This window comes from Lysobacter arseniciresistens ZS79 (assembly GCF_000768335.1).
In the GTDB taxonomy this organism is placed as follows: domain Bacteria; phylum Pseudomonadota; class Gammaproteobacteria; order Xanthomonadales; family Xanthomonadaceae; genus Novilysobacter; species Novilysobacter arseniciresistens.
This window is the reverse complement of the sequence record NZ_AVPT01000007.1, coordinates 72,691-91,977: the sequence shown is the minus strand read 5'-3', so window position 1 is coordinate 91,977 and position 19,287 is coordinate 72,691. Positions and strand designations below refer to the sequence as shown.

Below are 19,287 nucleotides of genomic sequence, written 5' to 3'. Positions count from 1 at the left end.
ATGCAGAAGATCGTGGTCGAAGGCGGGGTCGCGCTGGACGGTGAAGTCCAGATCTCCGGCGCGAAGAACGCGGTGCTGCCGATCCTGTGCGCGACCTTGTTGGCCGACGCACCGGTCGAGATCAGCAACGTGCCGCACCTGCACGACGTGGTCACCACCGCCAAGCTGCTGGCGGAGATCGGCGCCGGCATCAGCATCGACGAACGCTACGGCATCACGGTCGACCCGACCACGGTGCACAGCCAGGTCGCGCCGTACGAGCTGGTGCGCACGATGCGCGCCTCGGTGCTGGTGCTCGGCCCGCTGCTGGCGCGCTACGGCCACGCCGAGGTGTCGCTGCCGGGCGGCTGCGCGATCGGCTCGCGGCCGGTCGACCTGCACATCAAGGGCCTGCAGACGCTGGGCGCGACGGTCACGGTCGAGAACGGTTTCATCAAGGCGCGCGCCGACCGGCTGCGCGGCGGCCGCCACGTGTTCGAGATGGTCAGCGTCGGCGCGACCGAGAACGTGCTGATGGCCGCGACCCTGGCCGAAGGCACGACGGTGCTGGAAAACGCGGCGATGGAGCCGGAGATCGTCGACCTGGCCGACTGCCTGACGGCAATGGGTGCGCGGATCGAGGGTGCCGGTACCGGCCGGATCGTGGTCGAGGGGGTCGATCGCCTGCACGGCGGCAGGCACTCGGTGGTGCCGGACCGGATCGAGGCGGGCACCTTCCTGGTCGCCGCGGCGATGACCGGCGGCCGCATCACCGCACGCCGCGCGCGTCCCGACACGATGAAGGCGGTGCTGGCCAAGCTGGCCGAGGCCGGCGCGCAGTTGGATTGCGACGGCGACCGCATCACCCTCGACATGCAGGGCCGGCGGCCGAAGGCGGTCAACATCACCACCGCGCCGCACCCGGCGTTCCCGACCGACATGCAGGCGCAGTTCATGGCGCTGAACTGCGTTGCCGACGGCGTCGGCGTGATCAACGAGACGATCTTCGAAAACCGCTTCATGCACGTCAACGAGCTGCTGCGCCTGGGTGCCGACATCCGCGTCGACGGCCACACCGCGGTGGTGCGCGGGGTGGAGCGGCTCAGCGGCGCGCCGGTGATGGCGACCGACCTGCGCGCCTCGGCCTCGCTGATCCTGGCCGGGCTGGTGGCCGACGGCAGCACCACGATCGACCGCATCTACCACCTCGACCGCGGCTACGAGAACATCGAGGAGAAGCTGTCGGGCCTCGGTGCCCGGATCCGCCGCATCGACTGACGCTGGCCAGGCATGAAAAAGCCCCGCGATCGCGGGGCTTTTTCGTTTCACCGGGTGGCGGAGCCTCAGTCGACCGAAGTCACCCGCAGGTCGATCGCGTCCTCGCCATCCTTGCGCTGCAGGATCCGCGCCGGCACCGGCATGCCGTCGACCACCCAGGCGATGGTCTGCTTGTCGCCGTCGGTGTTGACGACCTTGGTCGCCTGCTTCTTCTCACCGCCGACGCTGATCTGCTCGGTGCCGGCGACCTTGTAGCTCATCTGCTTGACCCGGCCGTTGTCGACCATGCGGTACTTCAGCGGCTTGCCGGCCTCGACGTCGCGCACCAGCGCGAGGTTGATCATCAGCGCGTCCATGTCACCCGGCTGCAGCTTGATCGGCGCCGAGCGGTCCTCCTTCACGTCGCCGCTCCAGCGCGCCACGCCGGCGCCCCAGTCGTACTCGGCCTGCTTGTCGGACTTCTTGACCAGCACCTTCGATGTGTCGCTGCTGCTCAGCGGGCGCCACTTGCCGTTGTGCTCCTCGAAGGTGGTCTTCTGGCTCAGCGAGGCCAGCGAGTTGCTGATGTCGAGGCTGTAGCGCCAGCGGTTGTCGCCGGCCTCGGCGAGGACCATCCGGCCGTCGGCCTTCATGCCCATGTAGGTGGCCTGGTAGTTGGCCGTGAACGGCTCGATCGCCAGCGCGGGGGCACTGGCCGCGACCAGCACTACGGCAGTGCCGGCGGCGGCGAGCCAGCGGCGCGCGCGCAGCGGGGTCGGCCGGTTCTGGTTGGACTCGTTTACAGGCATCTATTCGACTCCCTTGTATTCGACCAGGCGGAGGTCATAGGTGTCCTCGCCGTTTTCACGCTGGAGGATGCGGATCGGGGTCGGCACGTTCTTCGCCACCCAGATCACCGTCTCCTCGTTTTCGTCCTTGGCCCGGGTGGCCTTCATCGCCTTGTAGCCCAGGCCGCCGACGTTGATGCTGTCGAGCTGTTCGGCAACGGTGTACACGTGGTTGCGGGTACGGCCGTCGTCGACGAAGCGGTACTGCAGCGTCGCGCCGGGCTGTGCATCGCGGATCACCGCGAGGTTGATCAGCAGGCCGGTCATGTCGCCGTCCTGCAGCGCGATCGGGCCGCGGCGGTGCTCCTTGACCTCGCCGCTCCAGCGCGCACTGCGGGACGACCAATCGTAGACACCGATGGTTTGCTTGCGGGTGAACACGGTCTTGTTGACCGTCGCCTGGCTCAGCGGGCGGTAAGTTTCGCCGGCTTCGTAGAACACGGTGCTCTGCTCGGCGTTGATCCCGGCCAGCCCGATCAGGCCGCGGGTACCGCGCATCACCAGGTCGACCCGCCAGCGCGGCGGCTGCTGGCGGACCAGTTGCATGGTCGCTTCGCCGAGCTGCTTGCCGCCCTTGTAGACCAGGTAGCTGGCGACGAATGGTTCCAGTTCCGGTGCCGGCGCCTCGACGATGTCGCCGGCGGCGGGCGCCGCGACCGGCTGCGCCTCCTGGGCGACGGCCGCGAACGGCAACAGGGCGAGGGCGAAGGCGAGCAGGCGGATGCGCATAAGTCAGTAGGCCGGTGGATTGATCGGGTCAGGTGGCTGGAGCGTTGCGTTGTCGTCGGTCAGTTGCAGCGGATGCGCGAGCGGTTGGCCGTCCAGGAGCACGCGGTTGCCGTCCAGCAGCAGCCGGCGGTGCGCCAGCAACTGCAGGGTGGCCAGCAGCAGCGGATGCTCGCGTCGCAGCACCCGCGCCGCCAGCGTGGCCTCGTCGTCGCCGGGCAGCACCAGCACCCGCGCCTGCGCGATCACCGGGCCGCCGTCGAGTTCGGGCGACACGAAGTGGACACTGGCGCCGTGCTCGGCCACCCCGGCGTCCAGCGCCTGCCGGTGGGTGTGCAGGCCCTTGAATGCCGGTAGCAGGGACGGATGGATGTTGATCATCCGGCCCGGCCGTGCGGTCACCGCGAGCTCGCTGACCAGGCGCATGTATCCCGCACAGACGATGAGGTCGGGATGAACGGAATCGACCCGGCTGAACAGGTGTTCATCGAACTCCAGCCGGTTGGCGAAATCCCGTGGGCGCACGGCCACGGCCGGGACGCCGGCCACGCGCGCGCGCTCCAGCGCCGGCGCGGCCGGGCGATCGGAGAACACCCCGGCGAGTTGTGCGGGCAGGTGGCCGCCGGCGATCGCGTCGATGATGGCCTGCAGGTTGCTGCCGGTGCCCGAGGCGAGCACGGCGATGCGGAATGGCGCGCGATCCATGGCGTCCGTGGCGAAGCCCGCGGGGTGGGTCAGGCGATCCGCACGCGCTCGCCGCCGTCCGCGGCGACCACCTCGCCGATGCGCCGGTGCGGCAGCGACATGCGGTCCAGCTCGGCGCCGATCGCGGCCGCGTCGCCCGGTGGCACCACCAGCACGAAGCCGATGCCGCAGTTGAAGGTGCGCCACATCTCGGCGTCCTCGACCGCGCCCTCGCGCTGCAGCCACTGGAACACCGGCGGCAGTTCGATGGCCGACGCGTCGACCCGCAGGCCCAGCCCGTCGGGGACGACGCGGATGATGTTCTCCGACAGTCCGCCGCCGGTGATGTGCGCCATCGCGTGCACCGACCCGCCATGCGCGCCGCGCAGCAGCTCCAGCACGGGCTTCACGTACAGGCGGGTCGGCGCCATCAGCGCGTCGAGCAGCTTGACCCCGCCGACCTCGACGTCGTCAACGTTGCCGGCGCGTTCGAGGATCCGCCGGATCAGCGAGTAGCCGTTGGAGTGCGGACCGGACGAGGCGATGCCGATCAGCACGTCGCCGGCCTCGACCCGGGCGCCGTCGCGCAGTTGCGACTTTTCGACCGCGCCGACGGTGAAGCCGGCCAGGTCGTACTCGCCGGGGCCGTACATGTCGGGCATCTCGGCCGTCTCGCCGCCGATCAGCGCGCAGCCGGCCTCCTCGCAGCCCTTCGCGATGCCGCCGACGACCGCCGCGGCGGTGTCGATGTCGAGCTTGCCGGTGGCGAAGTAGTCGAGGAAGAACAGCGGCTCTGCGCCCTGCACCAGCACGTCGTTGACGCACATGCCGACCAGGTCGATGCCGATGGTGTCGTGGCGGCCCAGCTGCTGGGCCAGTTTCAGCTTGGTGCCGACCCCGTCGGTACCCGACACCAGCACCGGCTCGCGGTACTTGCCGGACAGGTCGAACAGCGCGCCGAAGCCGCCCAGCCCGCCCATCACCTCGGGCCGGAAGCTGCGCTTGACCAGCGGCTTGATGCGCTCGACCAGCTCGTTGCCGGCGTCGATGTCGACCCCCGCGTCGCGGTAGGTCATGGGCGTCGGGCGGGGCGGGTTGGGAGCGGTCACGGCGGACTCGATTGGCGCGGGGAGACCGGCGATTCTACCAGCGGCCTCCGTCGCGCGACGGCTGTCATGGCGCTTCAATGGACGTCCCGGCGCCCGTGCGGCACCATTTCCGGACTCCCCCAGCGGCAGGACAGCGATGGCGTCCACAGGTATGGCAATCGACGCGGCAGGCCGGCGGCCGGGCCGCGAGCGGGCTCGGCGCGGGCTCCCCCGCATGGCCGGGGCATTCGCGCTGGCGTTCGCGCTGCTGCTGGCGACGTTCGCGGCGCAGGCGCAGCGGGTCGAAGGCGACCGCGCGGCGGCGCGGGGCGTGTACTCGGCCGAAGTCGAGGTCAACGGGCAGGGCGCCGGCGAGCGCGACGCGGCGTTCGCCCGTGCGCTGGCGCAGGTGCTGGGCAAGCTGTCGGGCGACCGCACCGCCGCCTCGCGCCCGGGGGTCGGCCAGGAGTTGCGCCAGGCCGGTCGCTATGTCGAGGGTTACGACTACCGCCAGGACGAGGGTGTGTCGGCCAGCGGCGCGCCGAGCTTCAAGACCACCCTGGTGGTGCGCTTCGACCGCGAGCAGGTCGATTCGCTCGCCGCCGCGCTGGGCCTGCCGGTGTGGCCGCAGCCGCGCCCGAAGCCGGTGCTGTGGCTGGCGATCGACGACGGCACCGGACCGAAGCTGGTCGGCCTGCCGAAGGCCGCCGCCGCGCGCACCACGCTGCAGCGCGCCGAGCAGCGCGGGTTCCGGCTCGGCCTGCCCAATGGCAGTGCCGCAGAGAACGCACTGGTCGGCGCGATCTGGCGCGGCGATACCGCCGCCGTGGCACGCGCCTCGCGCCGCTACAGCCCGCCGATGCAGTTGATCGGCAAGCTCTACCGGCACGACGGCGGCTGGAAGGCCGACTGGATCTTCGTCGATGACGGCCGCGTGCTGTCGCGCTGGTCGGAAACCGGTGGCAACGCACTGCGGGTGATGGCCACCGGTGCCGACGGCGCCGCCGATGCACTGATGGAGCGTTACGCCAAGGCGCCCGAAACCGGGCCGGCCGGCACCTACCGGATCGCCTTCACCGGCCTCGACAGCGCCGACGACTACGTGCGCCTGTCCGGCTACCTGCAGCGGCTGGCGGTGGTGCGCGGGCTGACCCCGCTGCAGGCCACGCCCGGCTCGGTCGCGTTCGATGTCGAACTGATCTCCGGCGTATCCGGCTTCAACCGGCTGGTGGCGGGCGGCGACGTGCTGGCCGATGCCACCGTCGAAGGCGGTGAGCCGGTCTACCGGATGCTCTGATGGACCATTCCCCTGCGCTGGACGACATCGCCCGGTTCCTGCGGCGGCTGCAATGGGCCGCGCTCGGCCTGTTCGTGTGCTGGCTGCTGTGGCTGCTGGCGCCGATCCTGACCCCGTTCGTGCTGGCGGCGATGCTGGCCTGGCTGGGCGACCCGCTGGTCGACCGGCTGGAGCGCGCCGGCCGCAGCCGCAACGTCTCGGTGGCGCTGGTGTTCACCGCGATGGCGCTGGTGGTGCTGCTGGGGCTGGTGCTGCTGGTGCCGACCATCGAGGACCAGGTGGCGACCCTGATCACGTCGCTGCCGGCCTACCGGGCGTGGTTCGTCGGCACCGCGCTGCCGTGGGTGGAGGCCCGCACCGGCTTCGACATCACCGGCTGGTTCGACCTCAACCGGCTGATCGAGCTGGTGCGCAGCAACTGGGAGCGTGCCGGCGGCTTCGCCACCACGCTGCTGGGCTACATGTCGCGCTCGGGCTTCGCGCTGCTGGCGTGGGTTGCCAACATCGTGCTGCTGCCGGTGATCACGTTCTTCTTCCTGCGCGACTGGGACCTGCTGGTCGCGCGGATCGCCGCGCTCGTGCCCCGTGACCACATCGTCACCGTGAGCCGCCTGGCGCGCGAGTCCAGCGAGGTGCTCGGCGGCTTCCTGCGCGGGCAGTTCATGGTGATGCTGATCCTCGGCGTGATGTACGGCGTCGGGCTGTGGGCGGTCGGCCTCGACCTGGGGATCCTGATCGGCATCATCGCGGGGCTGTTGACCTTCGTGCCGTATCTCGGGCCGGCCAGTGGCATCGTGCTGGGCTGCATCGCGGCGCTGGTGCAGTACGGCACGTGGCAGCACGTGGCCGGGGTGCTGGCGGTGTTCGGCATCGGCCAGGTGATCGAGAGCTACTGGCTGACGCCGAAGCTCGTGGGCGACCGCATCGGCCTGCATCCGGTGGCGGTGATCTTCGCGGTGCTGGCGGGCGGGCAGCTGTTCGGGTTCCTCGGCATGCTGCTGGCGCTGCCGGTGGCGGCGGTGGCCAACGTGTTGCTGCGTTACGCGCAGGAGCGCTACACCCACAGCCGCCTGTATGCCGGCGACCACCCGGCGATCGTGGTCGACCAGCCGCACGCGGCGCAGCTCTACCCGCGGGAGCCGGAGGCCGAGTGAAACCGCCGCAATCCGGCGCGGGGTCGTCGTCGCCGGCGTCCGCGGCCGCACAGGTGCCGCAACTGCCGCTTGCCCTGAAGGCACCGCCCGACCAGCGCCTGGAAACCTTCGTCGGCGCACCGCCGGCGGTGCTCGCGCAACTGCGCGGGCTGGCCCGCGGCGACAGCGACGACTGGCTGCTGGTCTGCGGGCCGGCGGGGACCGGCAAGACGCATCTGCTGCTGGCGTCGTGCGCGGAGGCGGGCGAGGCCGGGCGGCGTGCCGCCTACCTGCCGCTCGCCGCCGCCGCGGGTCGCCTGGCCGAGGCGCTCGACGCGCTTGAAGGGCATGAGCTGGTCGTGCTGGACGGACTCGATGCGATCGCCGGCCGGCGCGACGACGAGGTGGCGCTGTTCCATGCACACAACCGGGCGCGCGCGGCGGGCACGCGGATCATCTACGCGTCGCGGGTGAACCCCGAAACACTCGGACTGCAGTTGCCCGACCTGCGGTCGCGGCTGTCGCAGTGCGCACGCGTGGCGCTGCAGCCGCTCGACGACGACGGCCGCGGCGAAGTCCTGCGCCAGCGCGCACGCCGCCGCGGCTGGGAGCTGGAGGCACCGGCGCTGGACTGGCTGCTGCGGCGGGTCGGCCGCGACCTCGGCGGCCTGACCGCGCTGCTGGACCGGCTGGACCGCGCCTCGCTGGCGGCGCAGCGGCGGATCACGGTGCCGTTCCTGCGGCAGGTGCTGGGCGGCTGAAGCGCTCCTACGGATGCGGCGTGCCGCGCAGGCGGGCGTCGAGTTCTTCCAGCCGCTGTGGGGTGCCGACGTCGGTCCACTGGCCACGATGGTGCTCGCCGCTGACGCGCCCTCGCGCCATCGCGGCGCGCAGCAGCGGGGCGAGGCGGAAGCGCGGCGGCTCACGGTCGGCGCCGTCGGCCGGGCCGATCACCTCGCGCCAGCCATCCAGCAACGAGGCCCGGTACACACCGATACCGGCAAAGGTCAGGCGCGCGTCGCCGTCGGCCCGCACCAAGTCGCCGTCGAGCGCGAAATCGCCAGCCGGGTGGTGCGCGGGGTTGTCGACCAGCACGAGGTGGGCGTCGCCGGCCGGTTCGCGCGGCAGGCCCGCGTAGTCGACGTCGCTCCAGATGTCGCCGTTGACCGCGATGAACGGCTCGTCGCGGCCGAGCAGGCGCAGCGCGTGCCACATGCCGCCGCCGGTCTCCAGCGGCTCGGGGCCTTCGAACGAGTAGCGGATCGTCAGGCCCCAGCGGCTGCCGTCGCCGAGCATTTCGGGGAAGCGCCCGGCCAGCCAGCTGGTGTTGACCACCACCTCGCGGACGCCGGCGGCGGCCAGTTTTTCCAGGTGCCAGCCGATCAGCGGCCGGCCGCCGGCCTCCAGCAGCGGCTTGGGGGTGTGCAGGGTCAGCGGGCGCATCCGCTCGCCCAGCCCGGCCGCGAGGATCAGCGCCCGCCTCGTGCTCATCGGTCGGCGGCCAGCGCCGGTCGCACGTGGCGCTCGATGACCGCCACCAGCGGGGCGAGTTCGGGGTAGCGCGGCAGCACTTCGTCGAGGTAGCCGAAGAAGCGCGGCACGTCGGCCAGGTACTTCGACTTGCCGTCGCGGTGGTGCAGGCGGGCGAAGATGCCGATCACCTTGAGGTGGCGCTGAACGCCGATCAGGTCGGCGTCGCGGCGGAAGCGCACCAGCGGCGGCACCGGCAGGCCGGCGGCGGTGGCGCGTGCGTGGTAGCGGTCGAGCCAGTCCGACACGCTCGCCTCCGGCCAGCTCAGGAAGGCGTCCTTGAACAGGCTCAGCGCGTCGTAGGCGATGGGCCCGCGCACGGCGTCCTGGAAGTCCAGCACCGCCGGGCCGTCTTCGCCGGTGGGCACCGGCATCAGGTTGCGCGGCATGAAGTCGCGGTGCACCAGCACCTGCGGCTGTGCCAGCGCGGCGTCGACCAGGAACCGGTACACCGCTTCGAGGCGCTCAAGATCGCCGCAATCGAGGGTCACGCCGAGGTGGCGGCCGAGGTACCACTCGTCGAACAGGCCGAGTTCGCGCGCGAGCATCGGCTCGTCGTAGGCCGGCAGGTCGGCAGGGCAGTCGATCGCCTGCAGTTTGAGCAGCTGGCCGATCGCGGCGTCGAACAGCGCGTCGGCGTTTTCGGCGTGGATCACGTGCAGGTAGGTGTCGGCGCCGAGGTCCTCCAGCAGTAGGAAGCCGGCGTCGAGGTCGCGCGCGAGCACGCGCGGCACGCGCACGCCGCCGCGCCCGAGCAGCTCGCCGATGCGCAGCCACGGCCGCACGTCCTCCTTGTCGGGCGGCGAATCCATCACGATCACGCTGGCGGCGTCGCCGCCGGGTGTGGCCGCCCGCCAGTAGCTGCGGAAGCCGGCGTCGGTGGACGCACGTACGAGTTCGAGCGTCGCGTCGCCGGTGGCGGCGCGCGCCCAGGCCAGGCGCGCGGCGGCGCGATCGGGACGGTCTTCGGCAGGCAGGGTCATGCAGGCTCCGGGCGGCGTCGGCCGCAGGTGCACAGGGTACTGACCCGGTGCACCCGGGGAAACGCCGGCCGCCGATCGCCCGGCCTGCTCAGGCGGCGACCGCCTCGCGTTCGAGGTTGGCCAGCCACTCGTCGTCGGAACCCTCGGCCACGCCCTCGAACAGGAACGTCGACAGGTAGCGCTCGCCGGTGTCGGGCAGCATCGCCAGCAGGGTGCTGCCGGCCGGGGCCTGGCGGGCCACCTGCAGCGCGGCGGCGACGGTGGCACCGGCCGAGAGGCCGACGAACAGGCCTTCGCGGGTGGCCAGCAGCCGCGCGGTGTCGCGGGCGACCACGTCGTCGATCGCCAACACCTGGTCGGCCACCGCGGGTTCGAGCACCGACGGCACGAAATCCGGCGTCCAGCCCTGGATCCTGTGCGGTTGCCACGGCTGGCCGGCCAGCATCGACGCGGCGGCGGGTTCGGCGGCCGCGACGCGCAGGTCGGGCCGCGCCGCCTTGAGCACCTGCCCGGTGCCGGTGAGCGTGCCACCGGTGCCCCAGCCGCTGACGAACCAGTCCAGTCGCCGCCCGGCGAAGTCACGCAGGATTTCCGGCGCGGTGGTCTGGCGGTGCCATGCGGGGTTGGCCGGGTTGTCGAACTGGCGCGCGAGGAACCAGCCGTGGCGTTCGGCCAGTTCGGCCGCCCGGCGCACCATGCCGGTGCCGCGCTCGGCCGCGGAGGTCAGGATCACCTTCGCCCCGTACGCGCGCATGAGCTTGCGGCGCTCGACCGAGAAGGTCTCGGTCATCACCGCGACGAACGGGTAGCCGCGTGCCGCGCAGACCATCGCCAGCGCCACCCCGGTATTGCCCGAAGTCGCCTCCACCACGGTCTGGCCGGGCCTGAGCGCGCCGCTGCGCTCGGCGTCGAGGATGATCGCCAGCGCCAGGCGGTCCTTGACCGAGCCGCCGGGGTTGAACGACTCCACCTTGGCGTAGAGCGACACATGCGCGGGCGCGATGCGGTTGAGGCGGACGATCGGGGTGGAGCCGATGGTGTCGAGGATGCTGTCGTGCAGGGCCATGTGGGGTTCCTTTCGAGTCGGTGGGATGCGGGTCAGGCGGCGTGCGGCAGGGCTTCGGGTCGACAACCGCCGAGCGGCGGCGCGCCAAACCAGTGCAGCGTGTCGGCCAGCGCGGCGACCTCGCCCACCACCAGCAGCGCCGGCGATGCGATGTGGTGCTCGCGGGCGCGCTCGGCGAGTTCGGCCAGGCGGCCGGTGACCACGCGCTGGTCGGCACGCGAGCCGTTCTCGACCAGTGCGAATGGCGTGGACGGGGCGCGGCCGTGGGCCACCAGACGCTCGCCGAACCGCTCCAGCCCGCCGACGCCCATGTAGACCGCCAGCGTCTGCGACCCGGCCGCGAGCGACGCCCAGTCGAGTTCGTCGGACGGGTCCCGGCAGTGCGCGGTGAGCAGCCGCACCGACTGCGCGTGGTCGCGGTGGGTGAGCGGGATGCCGGCGTACGCGCCGCAGGCCAGCGCGGCGGTGATGCCGGGCACCACTTCGTAGTCGATGCCGTGGGCGCGCAGCACCTGCAGCTCTTCGCCGCCGCGGCCGAACACGAACGGGTCGCCGCCCTTCAGTCGGACCACGCGTCGGCCGGCGCCGGCGTGTTCGAGCATCAGGGCGTGGATCTGGGCCTGCGTGGTGCGGTGGTTGCCGGCCTGCTTGCCGACTTCGATGCGCTCGGCGTCGCGGCGGGCGAGGTCGAGCACTTCGGGGCTGACCAGGCGGTCGTGCAGGATCACGTCGGCCTCGTTGAGCAGCCGCAGGCCGCGCAGGGTCAGCAGGCCGGGGTCGCCGGGCCCGGCGCCGACCAGGGCGACCGAACCGGTCGATTGCGCAGGGGCTTCGGCCAGTGCCTGCTCGAACGCCCGCTCGGCCGCGTCGCGCGCACCGCGTCGCAGCAGCGCCGGCAGCGGGCCGTCGAACAGGCGGTCGAAGAAGCGCCGGCGCGCGGCGATGTCGGTCAGGCGCGCACGGATGCGGTGCCGCCGGCGCGTGAGCAGCTCGGCGAGCGGGCCGAGGGAGTCGTCGAGCCGGGTTTCCAGCCGCTCCCGCACCGCCCGCGCCAGCATCGGTGCACCGCCTCCGCTGGAGATCGCCACCTGCAGCGGGCCGCGCCGGATCCGGGAGGGCACGTGGAAGGCCGACAGCTCCGCCTCGTCGACCACGTTGGCCCACACCCGGCGCGCCCCGGCCGCGGCGGCCACGGCGCGGTTGGTGCCGTCGTCATCGGTCGCCGCGACCACCAGCCAGGCGCCGTCGAGCCAGCCCGCTTCGAACACGCCGGAAACGTGGACGACGCGGCCCTGCCGGACCCAGCCGGCGAGGGTGGGGTCGAGGGCGGGCGCACCGACCGTGACCCGCGCGCCGGCTTCCAGCAACGCGGCCGACTTGCGCCGCGCGACCGCGCCGCCGCCGACCACCAGCACCGGGCGGTCGCGCAGGTCGACAAACACGGGGAACAGCGAAGGCACGGAGGACATGGCGGCGGGGCGTGGGAGGGGTGCTGCGACGCTAGCCACAACGCCCCCGGCCTTGAAATGATTGCCCCCTCTGCCCTTATGCCGTCAGGGCATAAGCCAGGCGTAAACAGGCGCGCGCGATCATGTATAAATCGCTTCATCGCAATGAAGAGATCAAGAAAATGAAATCGTTTACCCGGATGTGCACCTGTCGTGGCCGAGCCCTCCCGCGCTCCCGTGCCCGCCCACCTTCATCCGGACCCCTGCCGACATGACCCTGACCCAGCTGCGCTACCTCGTCGCGATCGCCGATTCCGGCCTCAACATCACCCTGGCGGCCGAACGCGTGCACGCCACCCAGCCCGGCCTGTCCAAGCAGCTCAAGCAACTGGAGGACGAGCTGGGTTTCCAGCTGTTCCGGCGCAAGGGCCGCAGCCTCGCTGCGGTGACCGAGGCCGGCGAACGCGTGCTGGCCCACGCCCGGCTGATCCTGGAGCAGGCCGGCAACATCCGCAGTCTGGCCGCCAACCAGCGCGGCGAGGAAGCCGGCGAACTGGTCCTGACCACCACCCACACCCAGGCGCGGTTCGTGCTTCCGGCGGCGATCGCGCGGGTCAAGCACGCGTTCCCGCGGGTCAGCGTGCACCTGCAGGCCGCCGCCGATGGCGAGGTGCTCGGCCAGCTGGCGCGCGGACAGGCCGACCTGGCCGTGATCAGCACCGCCGGCAGCGTGCCGGAAGGCGGCCTGGCCGTGCCGCTGTTCCGCTGGAGCCGGGTGGTACTGGTGCCGCGTGCGCATCCGCTGGCGGCCCTGCAGCGCACGCCGACCCTGGCCGAGCTGGGTCGCTCGCCGCTGGTCAGCTACGAATCCTCCAACCACGCGGACTCGTCGCTGCGTCGCGCGTTCGCCGCGGCCGGGGTGGAGCCGCAGGTGGCGATGACCGCCCGTGACGCCGACCTGATCAAGACCTACGTCCGCGCCGGCCTCGGCGTCGGCGTGCTGGCCGAGATGGCGCTGGGCGGCGGTGGCGACGAAGACCTGCGCGTGCTGCCGGCGCCGCCGAGCCTGCCCGAATGCGTGACCTGGGCGGTGATCCCGCGGGCGCGGGTGTTGCGCGAGTACGCCCTGGACCTGGTCCATGCGCTGGCCCCGCAGATCGACCGCCGCGACCTGCGGCGGGTGGTGGAGGGCAACCAGGAGCCCGACTGGCCGGCCGCGCCGAGCTGGGTCGAGCTGGGGCAGACGATCACGACTTGAGGGGGCCGCAGCCCCCGTCCGGCGTGGGGCTTACGCCGCCTGCTCGCCGTCGCTGTCGAAATGCAGCCCGCATTCGCGCGTGAGGCCGAAGAAGCGGGTGTCCTGCTCGTGCATCCCCGGCTCCAGCGGGCGGGTGGAGTGCACGTCGCCGATCGAGACGTAGCCCTCGTGCCACAGCGGGTGGTACGGCAGGCCATGGCGTTGCAGGTAATGCCAGATGTCGCGGTCGCTCCAGTCCGCCAGCGGGTGCAGCTTCCAGCGGCCGTCGCGGCGCGCGAGCAGGTCGATCCCCGCGCGCGTGCGTGACTGGCTGCGGCGCAGGCCGGCGATCCAGGTGCCGACACCGAGCTCGGCCAGCGCCCGCTGCATCGGCTCGACCTTGTGCACCTGGTTGTAGCGGTGGATCGCGTCGACCCCGGCCGCCTGCAGCTCCGCCACTTCGGCACGGCTCCACGCCTGCGCCGGGTCCGGGCGGTAGACCCGCAGGTCGAGCGCGAGGCGCTCGCGCAGCTCGTCGATGAAGCGGTAGGTCTCGGGGAACAGGTAGCCGGTGTCGACCAGGATCACCGGCGTGCCGGGTGCCTGCCGGGTGACCATGTGCAGCGATACCGCCGCCTGGGCGCCGAAACTCGACGACAGCACATGGGCGCCGGCGGTGCTCTCCAGCGACCACGCCACGCGTTGCTCGGCGGTGCGGCCGGCGAGCCAGTGGTTGATCTCGCGGAGTGCACGCGCGGACGGGGCGGCCGTTGGCGCGACGGCCGGGATGGCGGCTGGCGCGGCGGCGCTCATGACTGCTCCTCCGCGGCCAGCTGCAGCGGGATGCGCTTCGGCGGGACGACGACCGCGACGCGCACGAGGAAGTCGCCGAAACCTTCGCCGGCATCGCGTTCGGCGGCATAGCGCGCCAGCAGCGGATCGAGGGCGCCGAGGATGTCCGGTTCGGTGATGTTCTCGCGGTACAGGGTGTTGAGCCGCTGTCCGCGATGGTCGGCGCCGAGCATCAGGTTGTAGCGACCGGGCGCCTTGCCGACCAGCGCGATCTCGCCCAGGTACGGTCGCGAGCAGCCGTTGGGGCAGCCGCTGATGCGCAGGTGGATCGGCGCGTCCAGCAGGCCGTGGCTGGACAGCAGCGTCTCGACCCGGTCGAGCAGGGTCGGCAGGTAGCGCTCGGCCTCGGCCATCGCCAGGCCGCAGGTCGGCAGGGCGACGCAGGCGAGCGCGTTGCGCCGCAGCGGGCTGGCGTGGCGGTAGCCGTCCAGCCCGAAGCCGGTGAGCAGCTCGTCGACGCGCGCGCGCAACGCGGCCGGCACGCCGGCGACCACCAGGTTCTGGTTCGGGGTCATGCGCAATTGCGTGCCGTCCACCGCGGCCAGCAGGCCTGCCAGCTCGCGCAGGCCGGTCTGGTGGCGCGACCCGGCCGCGTCCTCGATGCGGCCGGCGGTGATCCGCAGGGTCAGGTGCGCGCGACCGTCGTCCCCTTCGACCCAGCCGAAGCGGTCGCCGTTGTGGCTGAACCCGAACGGCCGCGGCGGCGCCAGCGCAAAGCCGGCGCGGCGCTCGACCTCGGCCACGAACCACGCCAGCCCGCGGTCGTCGATGGTGTACTTCAGCCGCGCGTGCTTGCGCACCTCGCGGTCGCCGTGGTCGCGCTGGGTGCCGATCACCGCCTCGGCCAGCGCGGTGACCTGCTCCGGCGTGACGAAGCCGATCACGTCGGCCAGGCGCGGGTAGGTCGCCGGGTCGCCGTGGCTGGCGCCCATGCCGCCACCGGCGCTGACGTTGTAGCCGGCCAGTCCGCCGTCGGCGTCGAGGATGGCGATGAAGCCCAGGTCGTTGGCGAGCACGTCCACGTCGTTGCTCGGCGGGATCGCAAAGCCGATCTTGAACTTGCGCGGCAGGTAGGCCTCGCCGTAGAGCGGTTCTTCGACCCGGGGCGTGCCGGCCACGGGCTGCTCGTCCAGCCAGATCTCGTAATAGGCGCGGGTACGCGGCAGCAGGTGCTCGGACAGCGCAGCCGCCTGCGCGTAGACCTGCGCATGCGTCTGCGACTGCAGCGGGTTGGCGGCGACCATGACGTTGCGGTTGACGTCGCCGCAGGCCGCGATGGTGTCGATGAGCGCGGCGTTGATCGCCTGCATCGTCGCTTTCAGCTCGTGCTTGACCACGCCGTGGAACTGGATCGTCTGGCGGGTGGTGATGCGCAGGCCGCGCTCCGCATACCGCGTGGCGATGTCGTCCAGCTGTAGCCACTGTGACGGCGTGACCACGCCGCCGGGCGTGCGGATGCGGATCATGAAGGCGTGGGCCGGCTCCAGCCGGGCCAGGCGCCGCGCCTCGCGCAGGTCGCGGTCGTCCTGCTGGTAGCTGCCGTGGAACTTGACCAGCCGCTGGTCGGCCTCGCGCAGTTCGCCGGTGTGGGCGTCGGCGAGTGACTCGACCATGCTGCCGCGCAGCCCGCGGCTGGCGCGCTTGATGTCTTCGACGGAGTGGCTGCCCATCAGTACACGTCCCGGGCGTAGCGGCCCTGTTGCTGCAGTAAGTGGAGATGCGCCTCGGCGTCCTCGGGCGCCATCGCGCCGTGGGTGGCGATGACCTCGACGAGCGCGGCGTGCACGTCCCGAGCCATGCGGCTGGCGTCGCCGCAGACGTACAGGTGGGCGCCGCCTTCGAGCCAGGCGTAGAGCTCGCGGCCGTGTTCGCGCAGGCGGTGTTGCACGTAGACCTTTTCGGCCTGGTCGCGCGAGAAAGCCAGGTCGAGCCGGTGCAGCCGGCCGTCGCGAAGCGCCTGTTGCCACTCGGTCTGGTAGAGGAAGTCGGTGCGCAGGTGCGGGTTGCCGAACAGCAGCCAGTTGCGTCCGCCCGCACCGATTGCCGCGCGTTCCTGGGCGAAGCCGCGGAACGGCGCGACGCCGGTGCCGGGACCGATCATGACGATGTCGCGCGAGGCGTCGGCCGGCAGCCGGAAGCGCTCGTTGTGCTCGATGAAGACCGGCACGCTGGCGTCGGGGCCGCTGCCGGCCAGCAGGTGCGAGGCGGCGCCCCAGCGGCTCTCGCCGTCGCGGGTGCACTGCACATGGGCCACGGTGAGGTGGGCCTCGTCGCCGACGTGCTTGCGACTGGACGCGATCGAATACAGCCGCGGCGTCAGCGGGCGCAACGCCGCCACCAGCGCCCCGGGCTCCCAGCCCGCGGGGTGCGCACGCAGCAGGTCGATCAGCTGGTCGCGCTCGAGCAGGGCGGTGACCGCGGCGGTGTCCGCATCCGACAGCGTCGCGTCGCGCGCGCGCTCGGCGTGGCGTGCAAGGAACGGTCGGGTCAGCCGGGTCAGCTCGCGCTTGTGCTCCAGCCAGTGGTGCAGGGGGTGTTCCTCGTCGCCGTGTTTCACCGGCGCGTCGGCGGGCAGGCCCAGCGAGGCCAGCACCGCGTCGACCAGCGCCGGCGGGTTGCGCGGCCACACGCCGAGGGCGTCACCGGGTTCGTACGGCAGGTTCGCGCCTTCCAGCGACAGTTCGAGGTGGCGGATGTCGCGGTCGCTGCGGTGGCGGCGCCCGGCGCTGGCGGTCAGCGGCTGGTTGCCGAGCACGGTGGCGGCGAACGGCCGCTCGCGGTCGAACGCCGGCGTGGCCGGCCGCAGCGGGGTGACGGTGGCGCCCGGCTGGCGCGCCGGGGCGACGTCGGTGGCTTCGACGGCGGTCCGCACCGCGCGCTCCAGCCACGGCGTCGCCACGCTGTCGATGTCCAGATCGGCCTCGCCCAGCTCGAACAGCCGGCGGGCGCCGAGTTCGGCCAGGCGCGCGTCGAGCCGGCGGCCGATTGCGCAGAACTGCGGGTAACTCGAATCGCCCAGCGCCAGCACGCCGAACTGCAGCTGCTCAAGCCCGGGTGCGCGCCGGCCGGCGATGAACTCGACCAGGCCGCGCGCGTCGTCGGGCGGCTCGCCGTCGCCCTGGGTGCTGATCACCAGGTACAGCCGGCGCTCGTCCTTAAGTTCGCGGACCGGGTAACTGTCCGCGCGCAGCAGGCGGACCGGGACGGCACCGGCTTCGAGCTGCCGGGCCAGTTTCTCGGCCAGCCGTTTGGCGTTTCCGGTCTGGCTGCCGTAGACCACCGTCAGCGGTGCCGTGGCGGGGACGGGAGCCACGTCCGCCGCGACCGCCAGCGACGGTGCCGCGTGGCTGCGCGCCAGCCCGGCCATGTAGCCCGACAGCCACCACAGGCCGTTGGCGTCCAAGCCGCCGGTAAGCCGGTCGAGCACCTGCGCCTGGTCCGGCGACAGCGGGTGGGGGGCAATGGTGGTGGGGACGGCCGTGGCAGGTGCGGACATCGGCAGGGCTCGCAGCAGGCAATGCGGCCAGCCTAGGAACCGCCGCGCCGGGGCGGAAAGGAGCGCCGGTTATGCGGTCATGCCGTTGCGGTGCGCCAAAAAAACACCCCGGCGGACCGGGGTGTGTCGGGGGACATGGCGGGACGGCTCAGCAGCAGCCGTGTTCGCCGCGCTCCTGGGTGCTCGCCGCGGCCGCGACGCCGGTGGTCTCGCCGCGCGCGGAGGCGCGGTGGTGGTCGGCGATGACGTGGGCCACGCAGGCGGTGACGCGCTTGCCCATCGGGATGTGCAGGAACTCGTTGGGGCCGTGCGCGTTGGAATGCGGGCCTAGCACGCCGGTGATCATGAACTGCGCGCCGGGGAACTTCTCGCCGAGCATGCCCATGAACGGGATCGAGCCGCCTTCGCCCATGTACATCGCCGGTTGGCCGTAGAACGCCTGGCTGGCGTCGTCGATCGCCTGGCTGAGCCACGGCGACTGCGCCGGGGCGTTCCAGCCGCTGGAGGACTTCTCAAGCTCCAGTTCGACGTGCGCGCCGTTGGGCGGTTCGCGCAGCAGCACGTCCTTGAGCAGCTCGCCGGCTTTGCGGCCGTCCAGCGTCGGCGGCAGCCGCAGCGACAGCTTCACCGCGGTGTGCGGGCGCAGCACGTTGCCGGCCGAGTCCAGCGGCGGCATGCCGTCGATGCCGGTCACCGACAGCGCCGGTCGCCAGGTGCGGTTGAGCACCAGCTCGGCGAGGTCGTCGTTCATCGGGGCCATGCCGTCGAGCAGCGGGAACTTGTCGAACACCGCGTTGCCCAGCACGCCGGCGGCGCGGCGGGCCTGCTCCAGCCGTTCGGCCGGGACCTCCACGTGCAGCCCTTCGACCAGGATCCGGCCGGTGGTCTCGTCCTCCAGCCGCGACAGCAACTGGCGCAGCAGGCGGAAACTCGACGGCACCACGCCGGATGCGTCGCCGGAGTGCACGCCCTCGTCGAGCACCTTCACCGTGAAGTTGCCGCCGGCAAGGCCGCGCAGCGAAGTCGTGCACCAGAGCTGGTCGTAGTTGCCGCAGCCCGAGTCCAGGCACACCACCAGCGACGGCTTGCCGATGCGGTCGGCGAGGTGGTCGACGTAGGCGGGCAGGTCGTAGCTGCCGGACTCCTCGCAGGCCTCGATCAGCACCACGCAGCGCGCGTGCGGCAGGCCCTGTTCGCGCAGCGCCATCACCGCGGTCAGCGAACCGAAGATCGCGTAGCCGTCGTCGGCGCCGCCGCGTCCGTACAGGCGGTCGCCCTTGATCACCGGCTTCCACGGGCCGAGGTCGTCGTCCCAGCCGGTCATCTCGGGCTGCTTGTCGAGGTGGCCGTAGAGCAGCACGCAGTCGTCGTCGCTGCCACCGTTGGCCGCCGGGATCTCCAGCAGGATCAGCGGGGTACGGCCTTCCAGCCGGACCACCTCGACCTGCATGCCGTCGATCCGCTGCGCCTTCGCCCAGCCTTCCATCAGCGCGACGGCCTGGTCCATGTAGCCGTGCTCGACCCAGTTGGCGTCGAACATCGGCGACTTGTTCGGGATGCGGATGTATTCGACGAGTCGGGGGACGATCTCGTCGTCCCACTTGGCGCCGACGAAGCGCTCGATGCGGGCGTGGTCGATGAGGTTGGCGGCCATGTGCGGGTC

At 72.1% G+C, this 19,287-nt stretch carries 17 protein-coding genes; 5 read left to right on the top strand and 12 right to left on the bottom strand.

The genetic code is table 11. From position 1 onward, the window contains the following. Entirely contained in the window at window positions 1-1,257 is a 1,257-nt protein-coding gene (gene murA / locus N799_RS05820) for a UDP-N-acetylglucosamine 1-carboxyvinyltransferase (RefSeq protein WP_036209244.1), read from the top strand. 65 nt (window positions 1,258-1,322) lie between these two features. On the opposite strand, the gene N799_RS05815 is transcribed toward murA, so the two are convergent. From N799_RS05815 to purM, 4 genes are read right to left on the bottom strand one after another with little or no spacing between them, the layout of a single operon-like run. Continuing rightward, complete coding sequence (locus tag N799_RS05815) at window positions 1,323-2,045, bottom strand: DUF3108 domain-containing protein (protein ID WP_052101275.1); 723 nt, start codon at window positions 2,043-2,045, stop codon at window positions 1,323-1,325. Beyond that, window positions 2,046-2,813 (bottom strand): DUF3108 domain-containing protein, encoded by a 768-nt coding sequence (locus tag N799_RS05810; RefSeq protein WP_052101274.1) that lies wholly within the window; start codon window positions 2,811-2,813, stop codon window positions 2,046-2,048. It abuts the gene before it with no gap. A gap of 3 nt (window positions 2,814-2,816) precedes the next feature. Continuing rightward, window positions 2,817-3,515: a phosphoribosylglycinamide formyltransferase gene (gene purN, locus N799_RS05805; protein WP_052101273.1), complete on the bottom strand. Its 699-nt coding sequence runs from the start codon at window positions 3,513-3,515 to the stop codon at window positions 2,817-2,819. Between the two features lie 29 nt (window positions 3,516-3,544). Further along, window positions 3,545-4,570, bottom strand: coding sequence for a phosphoribosylformylglycinamidine cyclo-ligase (purM, locus tag N799_RS05800; RefSeq protein ID WP_162473323.1), 1,026 nt, complete (start codon window positions 4,568-4,570; stop codon window positions 3,545-3,547). Between the two features lie 247 nt (window positions 4,571-4,817). Here purM and N799_RS05795 point away from each other — a divergent pair, with 247 nt between their 5' ends. From N799_RS05795 to hda, 3 genes are read left to right on the top strand one after another with little or no spacing between them, the layout of a single operon-like run. Beyond that, window positions 4,818-5,879: a DUF2066 domain-containing protein gene (locus N799_RS05795; RefSeq protein ID WP_052101272.1), complete on the top strand. Its 1,062-nt coding sequence runs from the start codon at window positions 4,818-4,820 to the stop codon at window positions 5,877-5,879. Continuing rightward, a complete protein-coding gene (locus tag N799_RS05790) occupies window positions 5,879-7,033 on the top strand; it encodes an AI-2E family transporter (protein ID WP_036209238.1) in 1,155 nt (384 codons plus the stop codon). Before N799_RS05795 ends, N799_RS05790 begins: the two co-directional genes overlap by 1 nt. Continuing rightward, the gene (gene hda, locus N799_RS05785) at window positions 7,030-7,773 is read left to right on the top strand and encodes a DnaA regulatory inactivator Hda (protein ID WP_238978783.1); all 744 of its coding nucleotides are present in this window, start codon (window positions 7,030-7,032) and stop codon (window positions 7,771-7,773) included. The genes N799_RS05790 and hda overlap by 4 nt, the downstream gene beginning before the upstream one ends. A 7-nt stretch (window positions 7,774-7,780) precedes the next feature. On the opposite strand, the gene murU is transcribed toward hda, so the two are convergent. The 4 genes from murU to cysG form a co-directional block, all read right to left on the bottom strand. Next, window positions 7,781-8,503, bottom strand: a complete 723-nt coding sequence (gene murU, locus N799_RS05780; RefSeq protein WP_036209236.1) for an N-acetylmuramate alpha-1-phosphate uridylyltransferase MurU — start codon at window positions 8,501-8,503, stop codon at window positions 7,781-7,783. Then, the gene (locus N799_RS05775) at window positions 8,500-9,525 is read right to left on the bottom strand and encodes an aminoglycoside phosphotransferase family protein (RefSeq protein WP_036209233.1); all 1,026 of its coding nucleotides are present in this window, start codon (window positions 9,523-9,525) and stop codon (window positions 8,500-8,502) included. The genes murU and N799_RS05775 overlap by 4 nt, the downstream gene beginning before the upstream one ends. Before the next feature lie 88 nt (window positions 9,526-9,613). After that, entirely contained in the window at window positions 9,614-10,591 is a 978-nt protein-coding gene (cysK, locus tag N799_RS05770; protein ID WP_036209230.1) for a cysteine synthase A, read from the bottom strand. Window positions 10,592-10,623: 32 nt separating this feature from the next. Next, a complete protein-coding gene (gene cysG / locus N799_RS05765) occupies window positions 10,624-12,060 on the bottom strand; it encodes a siroheme synthase CysG (protein WP_052101271.1) in 1,437 nt (478 codons plus the stop codon). A gap of 250 nt (window positions 12,061-12,310) precedes the next feature. Between cysG and N799_RS05760 the strand changes: the two genes are divergently transcribed. Then, window positions 12,311-13,297: a LysR family transcriptional regulator gene (locus N799_RS05760; RefSeq protein ID WP_036209227.1), complete on the top strand. Its 987-nt coding sequence runs from the start codon at window positions 12,311-12,313 to the stop codon at window positions 13,295-13,297. 30 nt (window positions 13,298-13,327) lie between these two features. Here the strand turns inward: N799_RS05760 and N799_RS05755 are convergent, their stop codons facing one another. The 4 genes from N799_RS05755 to N799_RS05740 form a co-directional block, all read right to left on the bottom strand. Then, window positions 13,328-14,089 (bottom strand): phosphoadenylyl-sulfate reductase, encoded by a 762-nt coding sequence (locus N799_RS05755; protein ID WP_036209224.1) that lies wholly within the window; start codon window positions 14,087-14,089, stop codon window positions 13,328-13,330. Further along, the gene (gene cysI, locus N799_RS05750; RefSeq protein ID WP_036209221.1) at window positions 14,086-15,798 is read right to left on the bottom strand and encodes an assimilatory sulfite reductase (NADPH) hemoprotein subunit; all 1,713 of its coding nucleotides are present in this window, start codon (window positions 15,796-15,798) and stop codon (window positions 14,086-14,088) included. Before cysI ends, N799_RS05755 begins: the two co-directional genes overlap by 4 nt. Next, window positions 15,798-17,624, bottom strand: coding sequence for an assimilatory sulfite reductase (NADPH) flavoprotein subunit (locus tag N799_RS05745; protein ID WP_036209218.1), 1,827 nt, complete (start codon window positions 17,622-17,624; stop codon window positions 15,798-15,800). Before N799_RS05745 ends, cysI begins: the two co-directional genes overlap by 1 nt. 148 nt (window positions 17,625-17,772) lie before the next feature. After that, window positions 17,773-19,263, bottom strand: a complete 1,491-nt coding sequence (locus tag N799_RS05740) for a M20 family metallopeptidase (protein WP_036209329.1) — start codon at window positions 19,261-19,263, stop codon at window positions 17,773-17,775. Window positions 19,264-19,287: the final 24 nt, after the last annotated feature.